The 18,593-nt window shown below is 74.0% G+C and carries 16 protein-coding genes and 1 pseudogene; 7 read left to right on the forward strand and 10 right to left on the reverse strand.

What is annotated here, in order from left to right:
* Nucleotides 1-55 precede the first annotated feature (55 nt).
* Nucleotides 56-706, forward strand: coding sequence for a TetR/AcrR family transcriptional regulator (locus GHR20_RS20230; protein ID WP_153813979.1), 651 nt, complete (start codon nucleotides 56-58; stop codon nucleotides 704-706).
* Nucleotides 707-853: 147 nt separating this feature from the next.
* On the opposite strand, the gene GHR20_RS20235 is transcribed toward GHR20_RS20230, so the two are convergent.
* From GHR20_RS20235 to GHR20_RS20245, 3 genes are all read right to left on the reverse strand, one after another.
* Nucleotides 854-2,041 carry a flotillin family protein gene (locus GHR20_RS20235; protein WP_111583879.1) on the reverse strand — a complete coding sequence of 396 codons (1,188 nt, stop codon included), beginning with the start codon at nucleotides 2,039-2,041 and terminating at the stop codon, nucleotides 854-856.
* Between the two features lie 13 nt (nucleotides 2,042-2,054).
* Complete coding sequence (locus tag GHR20_RS20240) at nucleotides 2,055-2,306, reverse strand: hypothetical protein (protein ID WP_085565325.1); 252 nt, start codon at nucleotides 2,304-2,306, stop codon at nucleotides 2,055-2,057.
* A 77-nt stretch (nucleotides 2,307-2,383) separates the two neighbouring features.
* Nucleotides 2,384-4,366, reverse strand: a complete 1,983-nt coding sequence (locus tag GHR20_RS20245) for a UvrD-helicase domain-containing protein (protein WP_243878375.1) — start codon at nucleotides 4,364-4,366, stop codon at nucleotides 2,384-2,386.
* A 495-nt stretch (nucleotides 4,367-4,861) separates the two neighbouring features.
* Here GHR20_RS20245 and GHR20_RS38145 point away from each other — a divergent pair.
* Nucleotides 4,862-5,043 (forward strand): annotated as a pseudogene (locus tag GHR20_RS38145) (hypothetical protein).
* A gap of 31 nt (nucleotides 5,044-5,074) precedes the next feature.
* On the opposite strand, the gene GHR20_RS20255 reads toward GHR20_RS38145, so the two are convergent.
* Nucleotides 5,075-6,748, reverse strand: a complete 1,674-nt coding sequence (locus GHR20_RS20255) for a DNA repair helicase XPB (RefSeq protein WP_153813980.1) — start codon at nucleotides 6,746-6,748, stop codon at nucleotides 5,075-5,077.
* Between the two features lie 105 nt (nucleotides 6,749-6,853).
* Nucleotides 6,854-9,547, reverse strand: coding sequence for a helicase C-terminal domain-containing protein (locus GHR20_RS20260; RefSeq protein ID WP_153813981.1), 2,694 nt, complete (start codon nucleotides 9,545-9,547; stop codon nucleotides 6,854-6,856).
* Between the two features lie 110 nt (nucleotides 9,548-9,657).
* On the opposite strand from GHR20_RS20260, the gene GHR20_RS20265 reads away from it, so the two are divergent.
* Nucleotides 9,658-10,776 carry a hypothetical protein gene (locus GHR20_RS20265; RefSeq protein ID WP_153813982.1) on the forward strand — a complete coding sequence of 373 codons (1,119 nt, stop codon included), beginning with the start codon at nucleotides 9,658-9,660 and terminating at the stop codon, nucleotides 10,774-10,776.
* An 869-nt stretch (nucleotides 10,777-11,645) separates the two neighbouring features.
* A complete protein-coding gene (locus tag GHR20_RS20270) occupies nucleotides 11,646-12,263 on the forward strand; it encodes an HAD family hydrolase (RefSeq protein ID WP_148025002.1) in 618 nt (205 codons plus the stop codon).
* A 43-nt stretch (nucleotides 12,264-12,306) separates the two neighbouring features.
* Here GHR20_RS20270 and GHR20_RS20275 read toward each other — a convergent pair whose 3' ends face one another.
* A complete protein-coding gene (locus GHR20_RS20275) occupies nucleotides 12,307-12,564 on the reverse strand; it encodes a hypothetical protein (protein ID WP_148025001.1) in 258 nt (85 codons plus the stop codon).
* A 161-nt stretch (nucleotides 12,565-12,725) separates the two neighbouring features.
* On the opposite strand from GHR20_RS20275, the gene GHR20_RS38150 reads away from it, so the two are divergent.
* Nucleotides 12,726-13,109 (forward strand): cold-shock protein, encoded by a 384-nt coding sequence (locus tag GHR20_RS38150; protein WP_037653330.1) that lies wholly within the window; start codon nucleotides 12,726-12,728, stop codon nucleotides 13,107-13,109.
* A 24-nt stretch (nucleotides 13,110-13,133) separates the two neighbouring features.
* Here GHR20_RS38150 and GHR20_RS20285 read toward each other — a convergent pair whose 3' ends face one another.
* The 4 genes from GHR20_RS20285 to GHR20_RS20300 form a co-directional block, all read right to left on the reverse strand.
* Nucleotides 13,134-13,982 (reverse strand): 1,4-dihydroxy-6-naphthoate synthase, encoded by an 849-nt coding sequence (locus tag GHR20_RS20285; RefSeq protein WP_111583873.1) that lies wholly within the window; start codon nucleotides 13,980-13,982, stop codon nucleotides 13,134-13,136.
* Nucleotides 13,979-14,740, reverse strand: coding sequence for a futalosine hydrolase (locus tag GHR20_RS20290; protein WP_153816060.1), 762 nt, complete (start codon nucleotides 14,738-14,740; stop codon nucleotides 13,979-13,981). The genes GHR20_RS20285 and GHR20_RS20290 overlap by 4 nt, the downstream gene beginning before the upstream one ends.
* A gap of 23 nt (nucleotides 14,741-14,763) precedes the next feature.
* A complete protein-coding gene (locus GHR20_RS20295; RefSeq protein WP_111583871.1) occupies nucleotides 14,764-15,261 on the reverse strand; it encodes a DUF2771 domain-containing protein in 498 nt (165 codons plus the stop codon).
* A gap of 185 nt (nucleotides 15,262-15,446) precedes the next feature.
* Nucleotides 15,447-16,781 (reverse strand): MFS transporter, encoded by a 1,335-nt coding sequence (locus tag GHR20_RS20300; RefSeq protein ID WP_153813983.1) that lies wholly within the window; start codon nucleotides 16,779-16,781, stop codon nucleotides 15,447-15,449.
* 344 nt (nucleotides 16,782-17,125) lie between these two features.
* On the opposite strand from GHR20_RS20300, the gene GHR20_RS20305 reads away from it, so the two are divergent.
* Nucleotides 17,126-18,052: a DUF3027 domain-containing protein gene (locus GHR20_RS20305; RefSeq protein WP_148024999.1), complete on the forward strand. Its 927-nt coding sequence runs from the start codon at nucleotides 17,126-17,128 to the stop codon at nucleotides 18,050-18,052.
* Entirely contained in the window at nucleotides 18,049-18,516 is a 468-nt protein-coding gene (locus GHR20_RS20310; protein ID WP_241670718.1) for a GNAT family N-acetyltransferase, read from the forward strand. Before GHR20_RS20305 ends, GHR20_RS20310 begins: the two co-directional genes overlap by 4 nt.
* Nucleotides 18,517-18,593 lie beyond the last annotated feature (77 nt).

Consider the following 18,593-nt stretch of genomic DNA (forward strand, 5'->3'; position numbering starts at 1 on the left):
ATTAGAGGGTCGAGAACCGGCCGCTAACGCGAGTGAGTCGCGGTAGCATGGAGGCATGACACAGGCAGCAGGGACGATCCGTCCGGGCGGCAGATCCGCGAAGACGCGGGACGCGGTGCACGCGGCGGTCCGGGCGCTGCTCGACGCCTCCCCGGACGGCACGGTCACGGTGGCGGAGGTGGCCGAGCGCTCCGGGGTGCACCCCGCGACCATCTACCGGCGCTGGCGCACCCCCGAGGGGCTCGTCCTCGACACCCTCTTCGAGGAGCTGAGCCGGCGCTCGCCGCTCCCCGTCACCGGGGACCTGCGGGCCGACGCGCTGGTCTACACCCGGCGGCTGCTCGCGGACCTGCGCGAGGACAAGAACCTGGTGCTGGCCAGGTCCGTCGCCGCCGCGGCCCGCTCCGGGCTGCTCGACGCCGACAGCATGAACCGGTTCGTCGAACCCCGCTCGCGCCAGATCGAGGCGATGCTCACCGCCGCAGGCACGAGCGAACTGGACGTCCAGGACGTCCTGGAACTGATCCTCGCCCCCGCCTACACCCACGCCCTGCTGGACTACCCGCTGCGCGCCGACGCCGACGCGGAACGGCTGGTCGACAACCTCCTCGCCGTCCTCGACCGACGCAGGGCGCGCGCCGGAGCGCCGGGGGACGGCACCGGCGCGCCGGAGGCGACGCCCGAGCGACCGGAGGGCGACGCCTGAGCCGTCGTACGGCACGGACCGGACGGGTCGCCGTACGGCACGGACCGCGCGGGCGGCCGCAGCGTGCGGGCAGGCGCGAACCGCCCCGCCCCCGCGCCGAGAGATCGGCCGGGGGCGGGGCGGTCGGGTGGTGGTGCCGGGTGGTGACTAGTCGACGTCCACCGGGCCGTCGTCCGACTTCTTCTCGCGGCGGGCGCTGAGCTGGAGCAGCCCGTTGTCCCGGGACTGCTGCTCGGAGCGGTCGCCCTCGGAGTCCTGGCCGCCGAGGTTCTGGCGGACCGAGTCCAGGATGGTCAGACCCTGGGAGACCAGGCCGGCCGCGATCTCGCCGAGGCCGTCCGCGCCGTTCAGGACGTTGACGTTGGCGCCCGCCAGACCGCCGGCCGCCTCCTTCACGATCTGCGGCAGCTGGTCGATCAGCATCCGGTCCAGCGCGACACGGTCGTACGACGCCGCCGCCTCCGCCTGGATCTTCATCCGCTGGGCCTCGGCCGCCGCGAGAATCCGGACCCGCTCGGCCTCCGCCTCCGCGGGCTTGACGACCTCGGACACCAGCTGCTTCTGCCGCAGCAGGGCCTGACGCTCGGCCAACTCCGTCTGCGCGTGCAGCACTTCCTGCTGCGCGTGCGCCTGTGCCAGCGGACCGGCCTGCGCTGCCTGGGCCTGCGCCCGGTCCACCTCGGCCGAGTACTCGGCCTTGACGACGGCGGTCTGCCGGGCGAACTCCGCCTGCCGGCGGGCCGCCTCCTGCTCCGCCTCCACCGCGGCCTGCGTGGCCTGTGCCTGGGCGATCTGCGCCTGGCGCTGGATGGCCGCCTTGTGCGGGGCGGACATCGCGTCGATGTAACCGGTGTTCCCGTCGTCGATCGACTGGATCTGGAGCGAGTCCACGATCAGACCGATCTTGGCCATCTCCATCTTGGAGGTGTCCAGCACCTCGGCGGCCAGCTTCTGCCGCTCGGTGACGATCTCCTCGACCGTCATCGAGCCGATGATGGCCCGCAGGTGACCGGCGAAGATCCGCCCGGTCAGCACCGACATCTGGTCCTGGTCGGACAGGAAGCGCTGACCGGCGTTGATGATGCTCTCGGCGTCATTGCCGACCTTGAAGGCGATGACGGCCCGCACATGCAGGGCGATGCCCTGCTTGGTCACACAGGTCTCGGTGACCTCCGACTCGCACATGGCGAGCGAGAGGAAGCGGGTCTTGCGGAAGAACGGCACCACGAACTTGCCGTGGCCCGTCACCACTCGGAACGGCGCGCCCCCCAGTCCCCGTCGGCCGCCCGAGATCAACATCGCCTCGTCCGGCGCGGGTACGCGGTATCCGAACATTTTCTTGTACTCCTCAGCAGGCGTCGACGGCGTCGCCGCCGAGCGCGTCCAATGGATCTGCCCACTCGATGACGCCGACCTCGCGGCATCCCCGTGATTCGATCACGAGGACCGTCGAACCCGGCGGCAGGGGATCCTCCGACCAGGCGAGAAACGTCTCGGAGCCACCCCGGACCCGGACCAGTACCTCGCCGGGTCCCGCGGATCCACGTGTTCCGATGAGGACCTTCCCCGTACAGCCGATCACGGCCTCGTCCTGCGTCATCACCGGCCGTCCTCCTCGCGCTGGCCTCAGGATTCCGACGATAGCCCTCCTCGGCCCGTGCACCAACGGGCAGGAGGTCACAGCACGTGCACGGACTCCGCCAGCTGCCCGGGCAGGGGTGCCGTGTGGGTCACCAGGAGGCCGGAGACGGCACGGGTGAGGGCCACGTACAGCCGTCGCAGGCCGGTCCGCTCGTCCGGTTCGCCGTCGACGACCGCCTGCGGCTCGTCCAGGACCACGTAGTCGTACTCCAGGCCCTTGGCGAGCGAGGCCGGTACCAGGGTCAGCCGGGTCTCGCGGGTCGTCTCCTCGCCCGGCGCGAGGAATCCGATCCCGGCCGCGGTCAGCGCCCCGGCCAGCGCGGGGATGCGGGCGTCGGCGGCGATCAGGCCGGTCGAGCCCTCGTGGGCCAGCAACTCCTCGCAGGCGGCCACGACTTCGTCCGCGTCCTCGATCGCGCGGACCTCGAAGAAGCCCGGGTTCTCCCGGACGGAGGCGACCGGGGTCAGGCCCGGCGCGATGTGCGGGAGCAGCCGGGAGGCGTACGTGATGACATCGGTCGGCACCCGGAAACCGGCCGTCAACTCCTCGATCACGCCCTCCTGTTTGCCCAGGTGGCTCAGCGCCTCGTCCCAACTCCGCGTCGCCCAGGGCGTCGTGCCCTGTGCCAGGTCGCCGAGGACGGTCGCGCTGCCCGTGGTGCAGCGGCGGCCCACCGCCCGGTACTGCATGGGGGAGAGGTCCTGCGCCTCGTCCAGGACCACATGGCCGAGCGAGTGGGTGCGCTGGATCAGGTCGGCGGCCTCGTCGATCAACACCGCGTCCGCGGCGGACCACTTGGCCGACTTCACGCTGCGGACCGGCTTCGCCCACAGGATCGTCCTGCGCTCGTCCTCGTCGAGGAGCCCGGCCGCGTGCTCGTCGAGGAACTCCGGCTCGGTGAGCAGCCGCAGCACCAGTTTCGCCGGGTCGACGACGGGCCAGACGGCCTTCACGGCCGCCTTCACCGCGCTGTTGCGCGCGACCGCGTCCTGCACCCGGTCGTCCGGCGCCTCCCCGGCCCGCTCCATCTGCACCAGCACCGCGTGCGCGATCCGCTGCGGCAGGGCCTCGCGGGCGGCGCCGTACCGGATCTCCCGGTCGAGCAACTGTCGTACCAGCTCCTCCAGTTCGTACGCCGGTACCCGCCAGCGCCGGGAGCCGCGCACGACCACCACCGGTTCCGTCGGCAGGGACACGTACGCGTACAGGGCCCGGCGCAGCACCTCGGCCATCCGGGCGTCGCCCTTGATCACGGCGGCGGGCGCCTCGTCCGTGCCGCGCACCTCCACCCGCGCCACCAGGTCGTCCACGGTGGCCTGCTGCACGGACAGCTCGCCCAGCGCGGGCAGCACCTGCTCGATGTAGTGCAGGAAGGACTTGTTCGGGCCGATGACGAGGGTGCCGGTGCGGGCGAGGCGCTCGCGGTGCGCGTACAGCAGATACGCCACCCGGTGCAGGCCGACGGCGGTCTTCCCGGTGCCGGGGCCGCCCTGGACGCAGACGGTGCCGCCGAGCCCGCTGCGGACGATCTCGTCCTGCTCCGGCTGGATGGTGGCGACGATGTCCCGCATCGGGCCGACGCGCGGCCGCTCGATCTCCCGCTGGAGCAGCTTGCTGGTGGTGGCCGCCTCGTCCGGGTCGGACAGCCGCTCGTCCTCGTACGCGGTCAGGTCCCCGCCGGTGTAGCCGAAGCGGCGGCGCAGCCCGATGTCCATCGGGTCCTTCTTGGACGCCCGGTAGAACGGCTGGGAGACCGGCGCGCGCCAGTCGATGACCATGGGGTCGCCGTCGGCGTCGTGCACATGCCGGCGCCCGATGTAGAACTGCTCGCCCGACGCGCCCTCCGCCCGGTCCTCGCCCGGGGCGTGCAGGTAGTCGAGCCGGCCGAAGAACAGCGGGGTGTCACTGAGGTCGGCCAGCGCCTTGATGCGGTCGTCGATCTGGCGGCTGAGCACCGCCGCGTTGACCCAGTTCGCGGTGACGTCCCGGATGTCCAGCGCCTCCGCGTCCTCCCGCATGGCGCGCAGCGCGGCCCGCGAGTCGGCGAGGTGCGAACGCTCCCGGGAGAGCGGGTCCCCCGCGGGGTCGATGGCCTGTTCCTGGGCGTGCGTGGACAAGGGGGTGCCTCCGGTGGACCTGCTGCGGGCGGTACGACGGCGCCACCCGGTTTCCGTCCGGACGGCAGCTCTCCGCGAGGGAGGCGGGCAAGAGAGGGGATCTTAGTGAGGGGGGTGGGGGAACGCCAATGGATATTCGCCGGGGAGGGCCGGCGCAGCGGCCCGGCCGCCCACAGGGGGGGGAGATCGCCGAAGGCGCACGCAGTGGCCGGCGAAGTCGCCCCCTTGCTCCGCCCGGCTCCCGGCGCTCTTGCCCCGCAAATCCCCTAGGGGGTGCGGGCGGGGCCGGTGCAGGGGGCGGGCCGGGTCGGCTCCACCCCGGGGTGCAGACGGGGGCGCCGGAACTGGACCCGTGGACCGATACCGCGAAGCCGCTCGGAGTTCCACCATGGAGTCATGAGCGCAGCAACCGTTTCCCCCACCATTCCCCGCCCCCGACCGGAGCCACGGCGGTGGACGGCGCCCCGCGTCACCTCCTGGGCAGCGCCCTGCGCGCGCTCAAGGTGTTCGCGCAGGCGGCGTTCGGCGTCGTCGTCCTCGGCGAGTACGGCGAGGAAGCGGGCATACGCCGGGTGTGACGGCACCGCCCGTCACACCCGCCCCGCCCCGTCAGCCCTCCGTCTCGGACCGGCCCCGGCCCTCCGCCTCCGCGAGGATCTCGTCCGCGTCCATGATCCGGTAGGCATAGCCCTGTTCGGCCAGGAAGCGCTGGCGGTGGGCGGCGAAGTCCTGGTCGATGGTGTCGCGGGCCACGACCGAGTAGAAGTGGGCCTGGTGGCCGTCGGCCTTGGGCCGCAGCACCCGGCCGAGCCGCTGGGCCTCCTCCTGGCGGGAGCCGAAGGTGCCGGACACCTGGATGGCGACCGTGGCCTCGGGCAGGTCGATGGAGAAGTTCGCGACCTTGGACACCACCAGCACGTTGATCTCGCCCTCACGGAAGGCGTCGAAGAGCTTCTCACGCTGGGCGTTGGAGGTCTCGCCCTTGATGACCGGCGCGTTCAAGTGCTCGCCCAGCTCGTCGAGTTGGTCGATGTACTGGCCGATCACCAGGATCTGCTGGCCCGTGAACCGGCGGACGATCGCCTCCGTCACCTTCCGCTTGGTGTCCGTGGTGGCACAGAAGCGGTACTTCTCCTCCGTCTCGGCCGTCGCGTACGCCAGCCGCTCGGACTCCGTCAGGTTCACCCGGACCTCGACGCAGTCGGCGGGCGCGATATAGCCCTGCGCCTCGATCTCCTTCCAGGGCGCGTCGAACCGCTTGGGCCCGATCAGGGAGAACACATCCGACTCACGGCCGTCCTCGCGCACCAGCGTGGCGGTCAGCCCCAGCCGCCGCCGAGCCTGGAGATCGGCGGTGAACTTGAAGACGGGAGCCGGCAGCAGATGCACCTCGTCGTAGACGATCAGTCCCCAGTCCCGGGAGTCGAACAGCTCCAGGTGCGGATAGACGCCCTTCCGCTTGGTCGTCAGCACCTGGTAGGTGGCGATGGTGACCGGGCGGATCTCCTTGCGCGTCCCGCTGTACTCGCCGATCTCGTCCTCGGTCAGCGAGGTCCGCTTCACCAGCTCGTGCTTCCACTGCCGGGCGGAGACGGTGTTGGTCACGAGAATCAGCGTGGTCGACTTCGCCTCCGCCATGGACGCGGCGCCCACCAGCGTCTTGCCCGCGCCACAGGGCAGTACGACGACACCGCTGCCGCCGTGCCAGAAGTTCTCCACGGCCTGCCGCTGGTACGGCCGCAGGGTCCAGCCGTCCTCGCGCAGGTCGATGGGGTGCGCCTCGCCGTCCACGTAGCCCGCGAGGTCCTCGGCCGGCCAGCCCAGCTTGAGCAGCGTCTGCTTGATCTGCCCGCGCTCGGAGGGGTGCACCACCACGGTGTCCGGGTCGATCCGCGCGCCGACCAGCGGGCTGATCCGCTTGGACTTCAGGACCTCCTCGAGCACCGGCCGGTCGGTGGTCGTCAGGACCAGTCCGTGCGCGGGGTGCTTGGAGAGGGTGAGGCGGCCGTAGCGGTCCATCGTCTCGGCGATGTCCACGAGCAGCGCGTGCGGCACCGGGTACCGGCTGTACTCCACCAGCGCGTCCACGACCTGCTCCGCGTCGTGCCCCGCGGCCCGCGCGTTCCACAGGCCGAGGGGCGTCACCCGGTAGGTGTGGATGTGCTCGGGCGCCCGCTCCAGCTCGGCGAACGGCGCGATGGCCCGCCGGCAGTCGTCGGCCCGCTCGTGGTCGACCTCCAGGAGCAGGGTCTTGTCGGACTGCACGATCAGTGGACCGTTCACGCGCGGCACACCCTTTCCACTACGGCCTTCACCGGGACCAAACGTCCAGTGTGCCCCATCCGGGGACGGTCGCGGCAGGTCGTGGGCCGCCGTGAGTGTCCCCGCTCACTCCTCGGCGAGTTCGGCGACCCCGGTGACGCGGTGCAGCGGGTAGGTGCGGACCTCGTCCGCGGTGTGGTCGTAGGCCGTCACGAAGCCGCCCTCCACGCGGATCGGGGCGATGACGCGCTGGCTGGCGGCGCCCTCGGCGTTGACGTAGCCGATCCACAGGGAGTCGCCGGTGAGCACGGCGGCCTGCACGGTCGCCAGGGTCTCGGCGGCGGAGGTGCGGGGCAGCTCACCGGCCGCCGGGTCGGTGCCGGAGGGCTTGCGGGGGGCCGTGGCGGCCAGGTCACCGGCCCGGATCGCGCGGATCGCGGCGGACAGCAGCGTGGCGTCGGGCGGCGGCGGGCCGTCGGGCACCGGCTCGGGCGCGGTCCGGGGCGGGGTGCGGTGGGCGTGCGCGCGGGTGATCAGCACATCGCCCTCGGCGGACTCGGCGGCGGGCGCGAAGCCCATCGCGCGCAGGCCCTCCAGCAGGGCGGCCGGGTCGCTCTGGGCGGCCAGCACGGTCGGGGCGAGGCGGCGCAGGCGCAGGGCGGTGGCGCGCTTGTCGGCGAGGATCTCGCTCAGCAGGGCGTCGTCGTCGCAGCGGACGTACGCCGAGGCGGCGCCGATCCGCAGATGGCCGTGCTTACGGGCCACGTCGTCGATCAGGTAGGCGAGCGGCTGCGGGATCGGGGTGCGCGAGTGCCGGGCGAGGAAGTCGTGCAGATCGGCGGCGGTCCGCCCGGCGTCCAGGGCCCGGCGCACCGACCCCGGCGTGAACCGGTACACCGTCGCGCCGCCCTTCGACTCCACGTCCGCGAGCACCCCGAGCATCTCCGCGAGCGGCCGCTCCAACGGCCCCGGCGCGACCGCCGTCAGATCGGCCTGGAGGAGGACGTGGTCGAGGGGCTCGGGCAGGAGCGGGGCGAGGAGCCGGGCAGCGGTGGCGACGGCGACGGCCTGCGCGGCGGGGGAGAGGGGGACGAGGGGCACGAGGGGGGCGAGGGGCACGGCGGTGCTCGGGGCTGTGGGGGTGGCGGCGCGGTGGTGGTGGACGGGGAGCTTGTCCCCGGGACCGCCGGGCTCGCCCGCACCGGACAGGCCGCTCGCACCCAGATCGCCGGCCGGGCCGCCGGTACCGCCCGCGCCGACACCTCCGGTCGCGCCTGCCACCCCGTTCGGGCCGGCGCCCGAGGTCCCCGCCCCCGGTGCCCCCAGCAGCGCCCTGCCGTGCGTGGACAGCGCGCCGCGCCCCGTCACGCCCAGGAGTTCCGCCTCCATGAGGGTCCAGCGGGCGAGGCGGGTGCGGAGGTCCTCGGCGGGGGTGTCCTTGCCGGGGCGGGGGGTGCCCGCGGTGCCCCGCAGGGGGCGTTCCCAGTACAGGCGGGTCAGGACCGACTCCGGGGCGGGCGCGGCGCCCGCCGGGAGGCCGGACAGCAGGGTCAGGACCCGGTGCCGTACCTCGGGCGCGGCCGAGCGGTCCAGGCCCGGGCCGAGCGTGGAGAGGGTGCGGTCCTTCGCGTCCCGCCCGCCGACCAGGCCCGGCGCCCGGGTCGCCGTCAGCCAGGCCCCGGCGAGCAGCGCCCAGCGCTCGGCCGGGGGGCGCTCCATCCACTCGTCGTAGAAGGGGGTGGCGGCGTACCGCTCGTCGGCCTCACCGTCGGAGGCCAACAGGCCCGCCGCATAGGCCAGTTCGACCCAGAACGCGGCGACCGGCTCCGGCGCGTCCAGGGCGACGGCGGTCCGCTTGAGGTCGCGCACGCTGAGCCCGCCGGCCCGCAGCACCGCGGGCCCGCCCTCGTCCCAGTCCTTCAGCAGCTCCTCGACGGTGGCGAGCGCGGTGTGCGCCTGGCCGGCCGCCGTCGCGTCCACACCCTGTGGACGGTGGGTCGCGGCCGGCTCCACCGCGGGCGGCAGCGGCTCGGGCTCCCGGTGGGCACGGCCCGCGCGCAGGTGCAGGGCGACCTCGCGGGGCAGTACGACGGTGCCCGGAGCCGTCGGCAGCAGCAGGCCCCGGTCCAGCAGCCAGCGCAGATGGGCGGCCGGTTCCGCGGTGACCTGTCCGTACGGCGGCCCCCACACCAGCCGGGACAGCACCTCCAGGGAGCCCTCCGGCGCCCCGGAGAGCAGCTTGGCCATCTTCTTCCGGTGGGTGAACAGCGCGGCCAGCGCGGTCACCGCCGACACCGAGTCATGGGTCGAGGCCAGCCCCGCCGTGATCACGATCTCCTGGATCCGCCCCGGGGACATGCCCGAGGTGGCCTCGTGCACGGTGGGTCCGAGCCCGGTCGGCGAGGGGTGTTGCGGGGACGGCGCGAGCAGTTCGCGGGCGGTGCGCACCAGGCGCAGCCGCTCGTCGTCGCCCCACACCAGCGCCTGTTCGCGCAGGGTGGCGAGGGCGCGGGGGAGCGCGGCGGCCACCGTCTCGTCCCCGGCGTCCCCGGCCATCAGCCCGAGCAGCGCGGCCTTGGAGGCCGGGTCCGGGGCCACGGCCAGCGCCTCGGCGGTCTGGAGCGCGAAGCGGTCCAGCCGTTCCAGGGCCCGCAGCACCGAGGCCCGGGTGCCGGCCCGGGTGGCCAGCTGGGTCAGGTCGGTGGGGACGGGCGTGATGAGGTCCGGGCGGCTGCGCAGCAGCGCGGCCAGGGAGGCGTCGTCCCTGGCGCGGAGCGCCTCCGCGAGGGACCGAGGAGCTGGGTTGGCCTCTTGGCTCATCCGGCCAACGGTAGCGGGTTACCCCGGCCGGTTCAGCCGTGGCGGGCGGGGCCCCGCTCTGCGCTACCGTCCTCACGGGGTTTCAGTCGGCGTCACCCCGGAGGGATTCCGTGGGCATCGAGAGCGACAAGGTCGTCTACGAGTACCTGAGCCGCGTCGGGGACATCGCGTCGCGACGGCAGTTGCCGTCGTCCACGCGCATGCGGCTGGTCTCGGAGCTGCGCAACGAGATCGACCGGGACCGGGCCAGGGCGACGGTGGACAGTCCCGCCGCGGTCCGCCGCATCCTGGACCGCCTGGGCACGCCCGACGAGGTGGTCGAGGCCGCGGGCGGCACCGGGCCCGCCGGCGGCGCGGGCCGCCCGTCCGCCGCCGTACCGGCGCAGCCCGTGCCGCGCGAGCGGGAGCCCGAGCGTGTCTCGCCGGGCGACGAGCGGCCGAAGGGGCTGCGCCGGGTCGTCCCCCGGCCGCGGCCCACCGAGCCCCGGCCCGAGCCGTCCGTGCCCAGGGACGGGCCGCCCGCCGCCTCGCACGAACTGTGGGAGGCCGCGCCGGCGCCCGACTGGTGGCGCACCGCCGGCGGCCCCTTCGGCGGCGCCGGGAACAGCCCCTTCCTGGACACCGACCCGGTGCCGGGCTTCGTCGGCGGGGTGGAGATCCCGGATCTGCTCCGCCGCCCGCCGCACGAGATCGAGAAGGAGAAGGAGGAGAAGGAGGAGCGGGAGGAGAGGGAGAAGGCGGCGCGGGCACCCGCTCCCGCCCCCGCCCGGCGCTTCGGACTGTTCCCGCGCCGTACCCCGGCGGCCGCCTTGGACCCGGACCCGGCCCCCGAGCTCGCCCCGGACGCCGGTGCCGCCGCCCCCGCCCGCCGCCTCCTGCCCGGTCCCGCGGCCGGCTGGTCCAACCCGTTCCTGCTGCTGGCCGCCGCCGCGCTGGTCGCCGGGGCGGTGCTCGGCAACTGGTTCGTGCTGCTCGCGGGCTGGGCGATGGCCTACACCTCCCGGCGGCTGAGCCCCTCCGAGAGCAAGTGGGCCGTGCTCGTGCTGCCCGGCGGCGCGGCCGTGGCGGGCCTGGTGTGGCTCTGGGGCCGGCAGAACGGCCGCTGGGGCGACCCGATCGCCCAGGGGCAGATGGGCGACGCCCTCGCCCAGACCTGGCCCTGGGTGGTGCGGGGCGCGGCCGTCGCCTCGGCGCTCTACGTCCTGTGGCGCTCACAACGCAGGGGCTGACGCTCACCGCGCGAAGGCTGACGCTCACCGCGCGAAGGCCGACGCCCCACCGCGCGAAGGGCGGCGCCCACCGCGCGAAGGCTGACGCCCACCGCGTGAAGGGTGGCGCCAGCGGCGCTGAGGCCGATGCCCGCCGGGCGAAGGCCGACGCAGGTGGTCCGAAGGCTGGCGCCCGCTGGACGAAGGCTGATGCACGTGGCCGCGGAGGCTGACGCTCGCCTTGTGGAGGTGGCGTCAGCGGTGCGAAGGCCCGGCGCACGTGGTCCGAAGTCTGGCGCCTGCCGCACGAAGGCTGATGCCCGTGGCTGCGGAGGCTGACGCTCGCCTTGTGGAGGGTGGCGTCAGCGGTGCGAAGGCCCGGCGCACGTGGTCCGAAGTCTGGCGCCTGCCGCACGAAGGTTGATGCCCGTGGCCGCGGAGGCTGACGCTCGCCGCCGTGTGAAGGGTGGCGTCAGTGGCGCGAAGGCCCGGCGCACGTGGTCCGAAGTCTGGCGCCTGCCGCACGAAGGCCGATGCCCGTGGCCGCGAAGGCTGACGCTCGCCGCCGCGTGAAGAGTGGCGCCAGCGGCGCTGAGGCTGGCGCCCGCCGGACAAAGGCCGACGCCCGCCGGGCGAGGGCCGGCGCACGTGGCCCGAAGCTCGGCGCCTGCCGCACGAAGGCCGACGCCCGTGGCCGCGGAGGCTGACGCTCGCCGAGTGAAGGGTGGCGTCAGCGGCGCTGAGGCCGACGCCCGCCGTACGAAGGTCGATGCCCGCCGGGCGAAGGCCGACGCACGTGGCGGCGAAGGCCGGGGCCCCCGTACGAAGGCCGACGCCCGTGGCCCGAAGGCCGGATGGGGGCCGGTGCGCCGTCGTAGCGGCCTGGCACCATGTCCCCCATGGCCTCCCTCACCGTCGGCTTCGACCTCGACATGACCCTCATCGACTCCCGGCCGGGCATCCGCGCGTGCTACATCGCGCTGGCGGAGCGTACGGGGGCGTACATCGACGCCGACCTGGCGGTCACCCGGCTCGGGCCGCCGCTCGCGGACGAGCTGGTGAACTGGTTCCCGGCCGAGCGCGTGCCCGCGATGGCCGAGCTGTACCGGGAGATGTACCCGTCCATAGCCATCGCCGCGACCCCCGCCATGGCGGGCGCCCGCGAGGCCATGGCGGCGGTGCGCGCGGCCGGCGGCCGGACCATGGTGGTCACCGCCAAGTACGAGCCGAACGCGAAGCTGCACCTGTCCCATCTGGGCATCGAGCCGGACGTGGTCGTGGGCGACCTGTGGGCCGAGCAGAAGGCACGGGCGCTGCGCGAGCACGGCGCGGGGGTGTACGTCGGCGACCACACCGGCGATGTGCGCGGGGCGCGTACCGCGGGCGCGCTGTCGGTCGCGGTGGCGACCGGACCCTGCCCCGCGGACGAGCTGCGCGCGGCCGGGGCGGACGTCGTCCTGGACGATCTGTCCGCCTTCCCGGCGTGGCTGGCCGATTACCGCCCCTGACGAAACCGGGTCCGGCGGCCCGAGGACGGCCCGGTCCCGTCCGCTACCGGGACGCCGCGGCGCTCCTCGCCCGGCGCCGGCCGGCCGCGATCGACCGCAGCACCCCCGCGCCGGCCACGAGGAAGCCGACGCCCATGAGCATGCACAGTCCGTACATGTAGGTCGGAAACGGTTTGGTGCCGAGGAACAACGGGACCATCGTGACCAGGGTGGCCAGGGCTCCGACGAAGAACACGATGGCGCCGGCACGGATCAGTCCGTCGCCGGGCCCGGCGGAATTCGCTTGGGTTTTGTCACGCACCGGACCAGGGTAGTTCCTGCGCGAGAGAACGACCGGGGACGTCTTGTCACCGGGTCCAGGACCATTAGCCTTGATGACAGCGGGTCACGGCGACCCGCTGCAGTGCTATCAAGAGCCGTTTCCGAGCAGTTTTCCCGACGAGTACGAGGACGAGGACAGACGTGCCTACCGGCAAGGTCAAGTGGTTCAACAGCGAGAAGGGCTTCGGCTTTCTCTCCCGCGACGACGGCGGTGACGTCTTCGTCCATTCCTCGGTTCTCCCCGCCGGAGTCGATGTGCTCAAGCCGGGACAGCGGGTGGAGTTCGGCGTGGTCGCCGGCCAGCGCGGCGACCAGGCGCTCTCGGTGGTCGTGCTCGACCCGACGCCGTCCGTGGCCGCCGCCCAGCGCAAGAAGCCCGACGAGCTGGCCTCGATCGTGCAGGACCTGACGACCCTCCTCGAGAACATCACCCCGATGCTGGAGAAGGGCCGCTACCCGGAGAAGGCATCCGGCAAGAAGATCGCCGGGCTGCTCCGCGCGGTCGCCGACCAGCTGGACGTCTGACCGCGCCCGCTCCTCAGGGCTCCCTCAGGGAAACGCGAGCGCGTCCGGGCCGAGGGGCGGCACCAGTCCCTCGGCCGCGGCCCGGGTGAGCAGCCCGCGGACCGCCGCGTAGCCGTCCTCGCCGAGGTCGGCGGTGAACTCGTTGACGTACAGCCCGATGTGCTGGTCGGCCACGGCCGGGTCCATCTCCTGGGCGTGCGCCATGACGTACGGCCGGGAGACCTCGGGCGCGTCCCACGCGGCCCGCACGGAGGCGCGCACGGACTCGGCGAGCCCCTTCAGCGTCCCGGCGCCCAGCGACCGCTTGGCCACGATCGCGCCCAGCGGGATCGGCAGCCCGGTCGTCAGCTCCCAGTGCTCGCCCATGTCGGCGAGCTTGTGCAGCCCGTAGTTCCGGTAGGTGAAGCGGGCCTCGTGGATCACCAGGCCCGCGTCCACCGTGCCGTCCCGCACGGCCGGCATGATCTCGTGGAACGGCATGACCACGATCTCGCCGACCCCGCCGGGCACCACGTCCGCGGCCCACAGCCGGAACAGCAGGTAGGCCGTCGACTTCTCGCTGGGCACCGCGACCGTACGGCCCGTCAGGTCGACGCCGGCCTCCCGCGTGAGCACCAGCGGCCCGCAGCCCCGGCCGAGCGCGCCGCCGCAGGGCAGCAGCGCGTACTCGTCGAGGACGTACGGCAGGACGGCGTACGACACCTTCAGCACATCGAACTCGCCGCGCTCGGCCATGCCGTTGGTGAGGTCGATGTCGGCGAAGGTCACGTCCAGCGCGGGGGCGCCGGGGACGCGGCCGTGGGCCAGGGCGTCGAAGACGAAGGTGTCGTTCGGGCAGGGCGAGTACGCGATCTGCAAGGGCTCACTGGTCATACGGATTTCCAACTCTCCAATGCGGGCGCGAACTTCCCGAAGGCCGCGGTGAGGGCGGCGAGGGCGTCGCCGATGCGCCAGGCGGCGCGGTCGCGCGGGCCGACCGGGTTGGAGACCGCGCGGATCTCCAGCACCGGCACGCCCTGGGCCCCGGCGGCCTCGGCGACCCCGAAGCCCTCCATGCCCTCGGCGAGCGCGCGGGGGTGCCGGGCGCCCAGCGCGGCGGCGCGGGCGGCGGTCCCGGTCACGGTGGACACGGTCAGGACCGTGCCGGTGCGGGCACCGGTGGCCTCGGCCACGGCCCGTACGAGTGATTGAGGCGGGCGATGGGTGACGGTCCCGAAGCCCAGTTCGGTGACCGGCACAAAGCCGTCGGCGGTCTCGGCGCCCAGGTCGGCGACGGTGATCGCGTCGGCGACGACGAGCGAGCCGAGCGGCGCCCCGGGCGCGAACCCGCCGCCGATCCCGGCCGAGACGACCAGGTCGTAGGGGGCGCCGGCGAGCGCGGCCGCGGTGAGCGCGGCACCGGTGGAGGCGGCGGCCCGCGCGGGCCCGACCCCGGCGGCCAGCAGATCGATCACGGCGGCGGTACGAGGGGGAGCGGCCCCGGTGGACGGGGCGGCACCGGCGGTCGTACCGGACGGGACGGCGCCGGCGGTCGTGCGGAACAGCGCCGCGCCCGGCAGCCGTACCTCTTCCCCGGAGCCGGGGAACGCCCGTGCCACCGCGTCCCGTTCGGCGGGGACCGCGGTGGCCACGAGGACGCGTGCGGGGGCCGTGATCAGTCCTTCTTCAGCTTGAAGGACCACACGCCCTTGGTCGGGTTGGAGCCCATCTGGATCACCAGCGTGTTGGACGCGCCGCCGGTGCCGTACTGCTCGTTGAAGAACGCGTTGCCCGGCAGGGTGCGGTACGTCTCCTTGCTCAGGCTGGTGAAGGGGCGGCCGTTGACCAGCACGGCCCAGCCGGCGTCCGCGATCTTCGGGTCGACACCGATCCGGATCGTCGAGTCCTCGCCGACCGAGATCGCCTTCGCGTCGCCGGTCTTCTTGGCGCAGTCGGCCAGGGCCTTGGCGTCGAGCGCCTTGCCGTCGTTGTAGCAGACCGCCTCGGAGTGCACCGAGTCCTTGCCGACGGTGATCGTCGCGGTGGGCGTCGGCTTGTCGCAGGCGGACAGGACGAGCAGTCCGGCGGCAACGGCGCCGGCGGCGGCGACGGCGCGGCGGCGCCGCGCGACGCGGTGTACTTCAGCGGCTTCGCCGCGGGGCAGCGTGGTCATGGTCGAAAGATTATCGGTCGCCCGGAGCCGTCCGCCCACGCGGGGTGCGGCGTGCCCGGTTCGTTACGCCAGTCGTGTCCGCGACAACCGAAGCGTGTCCCGGTTCGTCACGCCACCTGCCCCTTTACGACACCGCCCCGCCACACCGCCCCGCCACTCCGGAGCGCCCGCTCCGGAGCGCCCGCTCACGCCACCCGGGCGCGGGGCCGGCCGCCGTACCGCGCGGAGGCGATCAGACCGCGCAGGGTGCTCAGCCAGCCCACCGCCACGAACGCGGCGCCGGCCAGCAGCCCCACCGTGCCGTTGAGCGGCATCACGATGCCCACCGCGCCGCCGAACACCCACGCCATCTGGAGCAGCGTCTCGGAGCGGGCGAAGGCGGAGCTGCGCACCAGTTCCGGCACGTCCCGCTGGATCAGCGCGTCCAGCGCCAGCTTGGCCAGCGCCTGCGCGAACCCGGCGACCGCCGCCAGACAGGTCACCAGGACCGCCCCGAAGAACGCCGCGGCCACGAGCGCCATGCCCAGCGCCGCCGCGACGACGGTCACGATGATGATCTCCGGCGCCCGTGATCTGAGCCACGCGCCCACCGCCGTGCCCAGCGCGTTTCCCGCGCCGGCCGCGACGCCCACCAGCCCCAGCGAGACCACCGCGCTCCGGCCGCCGAGCGGATGCTCGCGCAGCAGGAAGGCGAGGAAGAAGATCAGGAAGCCGGACAGGCAGCGCAGGGCCGCGTTGGCGCCGAGGGCGTGGGTCACGGCGGGCCCGACCGTGCGCAGCCCGGGCCGCTTCACCTTGGTCCTCGGCAGCCGCGTCTCCTCGGCGGCGAGCAGCGCCGGCGCCTCGCCGCGGGCGGAGTCCACCTTGGGCGGCAGCGAGAAGGACAGCGCCGTGCCCGCGGCGAAGATCACGGAGGCGCCGTACAGCGGCCAGGGATCGCCGAGCCGGTGCAGTCCCGCGGCGATCGGCGCGGCCACCCCGGTGGCCAGCAGCCCGGCCAGGGTGACCCGGGAGTTGGCCTTCACCAGCGAGAACAGCGGTGGCAGCAGCCGCGGTACGACGGCGCTGCGCACCACGCCGTACGCCTTGGAGGCCACCAGCACGCCGAGCGCGGCGGGATACAGCTCCAGGCTCCCGGTCGCCACCGCGCCCGAGATCAGCAGGGCGAGCAGCACCCGCGCCAGCATGGCCGCCGCCATCGCGGCCCGGCGCCCGTGCGGGAGCCGGTCGAGGAGCGGGCCGATGACCGGGGCGAGGACGGTGAACGGCGCCATGGTGATCGCCAGGTACAGCGCGACCCGCCCGCGCGCCTCGTCGGTCGGCACGGAGAAGAAGACCGTGGAGGCGAGCGCCACGGTGATCATGACGTCCCCGGCGCCGTTCACCGCGTGCAGTTCGATCAGCTTGCCGAGGCCCGACTCGCCCGCGCCGTGCGCGTGTGTGACCCGGCGGATACCGCGCGCGGCGCCGGTGACGGGCAGGTGCAGGGCACGCCCGACGGACCGGGCGGCACCGCCCACCCGGCGCGCACCGCCCCCCGAACGCCACGCCTGTCCGCGGTTGCCACGAGGTTCATAGTGCCCCGAGATGCCGCCGGATAGTGCGGATAGGGCACGTATGGCGGCGAACCGCGCCCGCCGAGGGGGCGGAAGGAGCGGGTGAAGTGGGGGAGAATGCCGCCGAGCGGCAATGAATCCTGTTCGGTGTAGCGTGCGTATCTCAGCCATAACGCAGAATGGATGGCAGAGGTGCGCCCGAGCGCGCGGATGATGCAGACGTCGATGCGGTCCTGAGGTCCGCTCCGTCGGCCAACCCGCCTAAGGCAGCCGCCTGGACGAGACGGCGTAGGAGAGAAGCGATACCTGTGAGCGCAGCGACAACGCGAAGCCGCACCCCCGACCGCCTGTGCGCCGAGGCGGTCGACCTCGCCCGTGCTGCAGCCGAGGAGGCTGCCGCACCCGGTGTGGTCGGCGAGCACTCCGGGTGCGTCTCCGAAGGCGACCGTGTTGTCACGCACTTCTTCGCGTGCAAGGAACCGGGCTACCGGGGCTGGCGCTGGGCCGTGACCGTGGCCCGCGCCTCCCGCGCCAAGATCGTCACACTGGACGAGGTGGTGCTGCTCCCCGGCCGGGACGCGCTGCTGGCGCCGGAGTGGGTGCCGTGGAGCGAGCGGCTGCGGCCCGGCGACCTCGGACCCGGCGATCTGCTCCCCACCGACCAGGACGACCTGCGTCTGGAACCGGGCTACGCCGGCGACGACCAGCCGCCGGCCGACTCCGCGGTGTCGGAGGAGATGGCGGAGCTGGCGGAGGCCGAGGACGCGGACGTGAGTCCGGGCGCGCCGGCCGTCCAGCCGACGGTGCCCATGCGGGGCTCCATCGCCTCGGTCGCCGAGGAACTGGGCATGCGCAGAGCACGCGTTCTGTCCCGTTACGGCCTGCACAGCGCCGCCGACCGCTGGGAGGAGTCGTTCGGACCGAAGACGCCGATGGCCCAGGCGGCGCCGGCCACCTGTCTGACCTGTGGCTTCCTCGCGCCCATCGGCGGCTCGCTGGGCCAGGCGTTCGGGGTGTGCGCCAACGAGTTCGCCCCGGCGGACGGCCGGGTGGTCTCCCTCGCCTACGGCTGCGGCGGCCACTCCGAGGCGGCGGTCATGCCCAAGCCCCCGCAGCCGGCCGCGCCGGTCATCGACGAGACCCGGGTGGAGCCCTTCCCGCTGCACCCCGCCCGCGACTCCGGCTCGGTGCCGGAGACGGCGGACGAGGAGACGGCGGAACTGGGCCACTCGTGACCCCGGTCCGCCTCGCGCGGGACTCGGATCTCCCCGGGTTCCTCGCCCTGGCGGCAGAGGTGGAGCACTGGTTCGGCCCGATGGTGGACGATCCCGGTTTCACCGAGGCCGTGGAGCGGAGCATCGGCCGCGGCGCGGCGCTGGTGGCCCAGGCCGCGTCCGGGGAGCTCCTGGGCGCCCTCCTCTTCGGCGGCAACCCCCCGGTGCACCAGGTGCACTGGCTGGTCGTCACGGAACGGGCCCGGGGCGAGGGCGTGGGCCGCGCCCTGCTGGCCGACGCGATCCACCGCTTCGTCCGGCCCCCGGCCACCATCGAGGTGGTCACCTTCGGCCCGGACCACCCCGGCGCGGCGGCGAGCGGCGCCCGTGCCTTCTACGAGACCCTCGCCTTCACCCCGGCCGAAGCGGCCGCCCCGGGCCCGGAGGGCGGTTCCCGCCAGGTGTACCGCCGGACGCTGGCCTGACGGGCGAGGCGTGCCGACGGGTGGGGCGCGGGACGGTCCGACGGGCCACGCGCACCCCGCTCACCGCCGCCCGCCCC

Source organism: Streptomyces sp. SUK 48 (assembly GCF_009650765.1).
Taxonomy (GTDB): Bacteria; Actinomycetota; Actinomycetes; order Streptomycetales; family Streptomycetaceae; genus Streptomyces.

Excerpts from the sequence above, each read along its gene's own strand:
- GHR20_RS20230 (WP_153813979.1), top strand. The coding sequence starts at position 56 with ATGACACAGGCAGCAGGGACGATCCGTCCGGGCGGCAGATCCGCGAAG.
- GHR20_RS20260 (WP_153813981.1), bottom strand. The coding sequence starts at position 9,547 with ATGAGCCAAGAGGCCAACCCAGCTCCTCGGTCCCTCGCGGAGGCGCTC.
- GHR20_RS20235 (WP_111583879.1), bottom strand. The coding sequence starts at position 2,041 with ATGTTCGGATACCGCGTACCCGCGCCGGACGAGGCGATGTTGATCTCG.
- GHR20_RS20285 (WP_111583873.1), bottom strand. The coding sequence starts at position 13,982 with ATGACCAGTGAGCCCTTGCAGATCGCGTACTCGCCCTGCCCGAACGAC.
- GHR20_RS20240 (WP_085565325.1), bottom strand. The coding sequence starts at position 2,306 with ATGACGCAGGACGAGGCCGTGATCGGCTGTACGGGGAAGGTCCTCATC.
- GHR20_RS20245 (WP_243878375.1), bottom strand. The coding sequence starts at position 4,366 with ATGCGGGAGGACGCGGAGGCGCTGGACATCCGGGACGTCACCGCGAAC.
- GHR20_RS20295 (WP_111583871.1), bottom strand. The coding sequence starts at position 15,261 with ATGACCACGCTGCCCCGCGGCGAAGCCGCTGAAGTACACCGCGTCGCG.
- GHR20_RS20270 (WP_148025002.1), top strand. The coding sequence starts at position 11,646 with ATGTCCCCCATGGCCTCCCTCACCGTCGGCTTCGACCTCGACATGACC.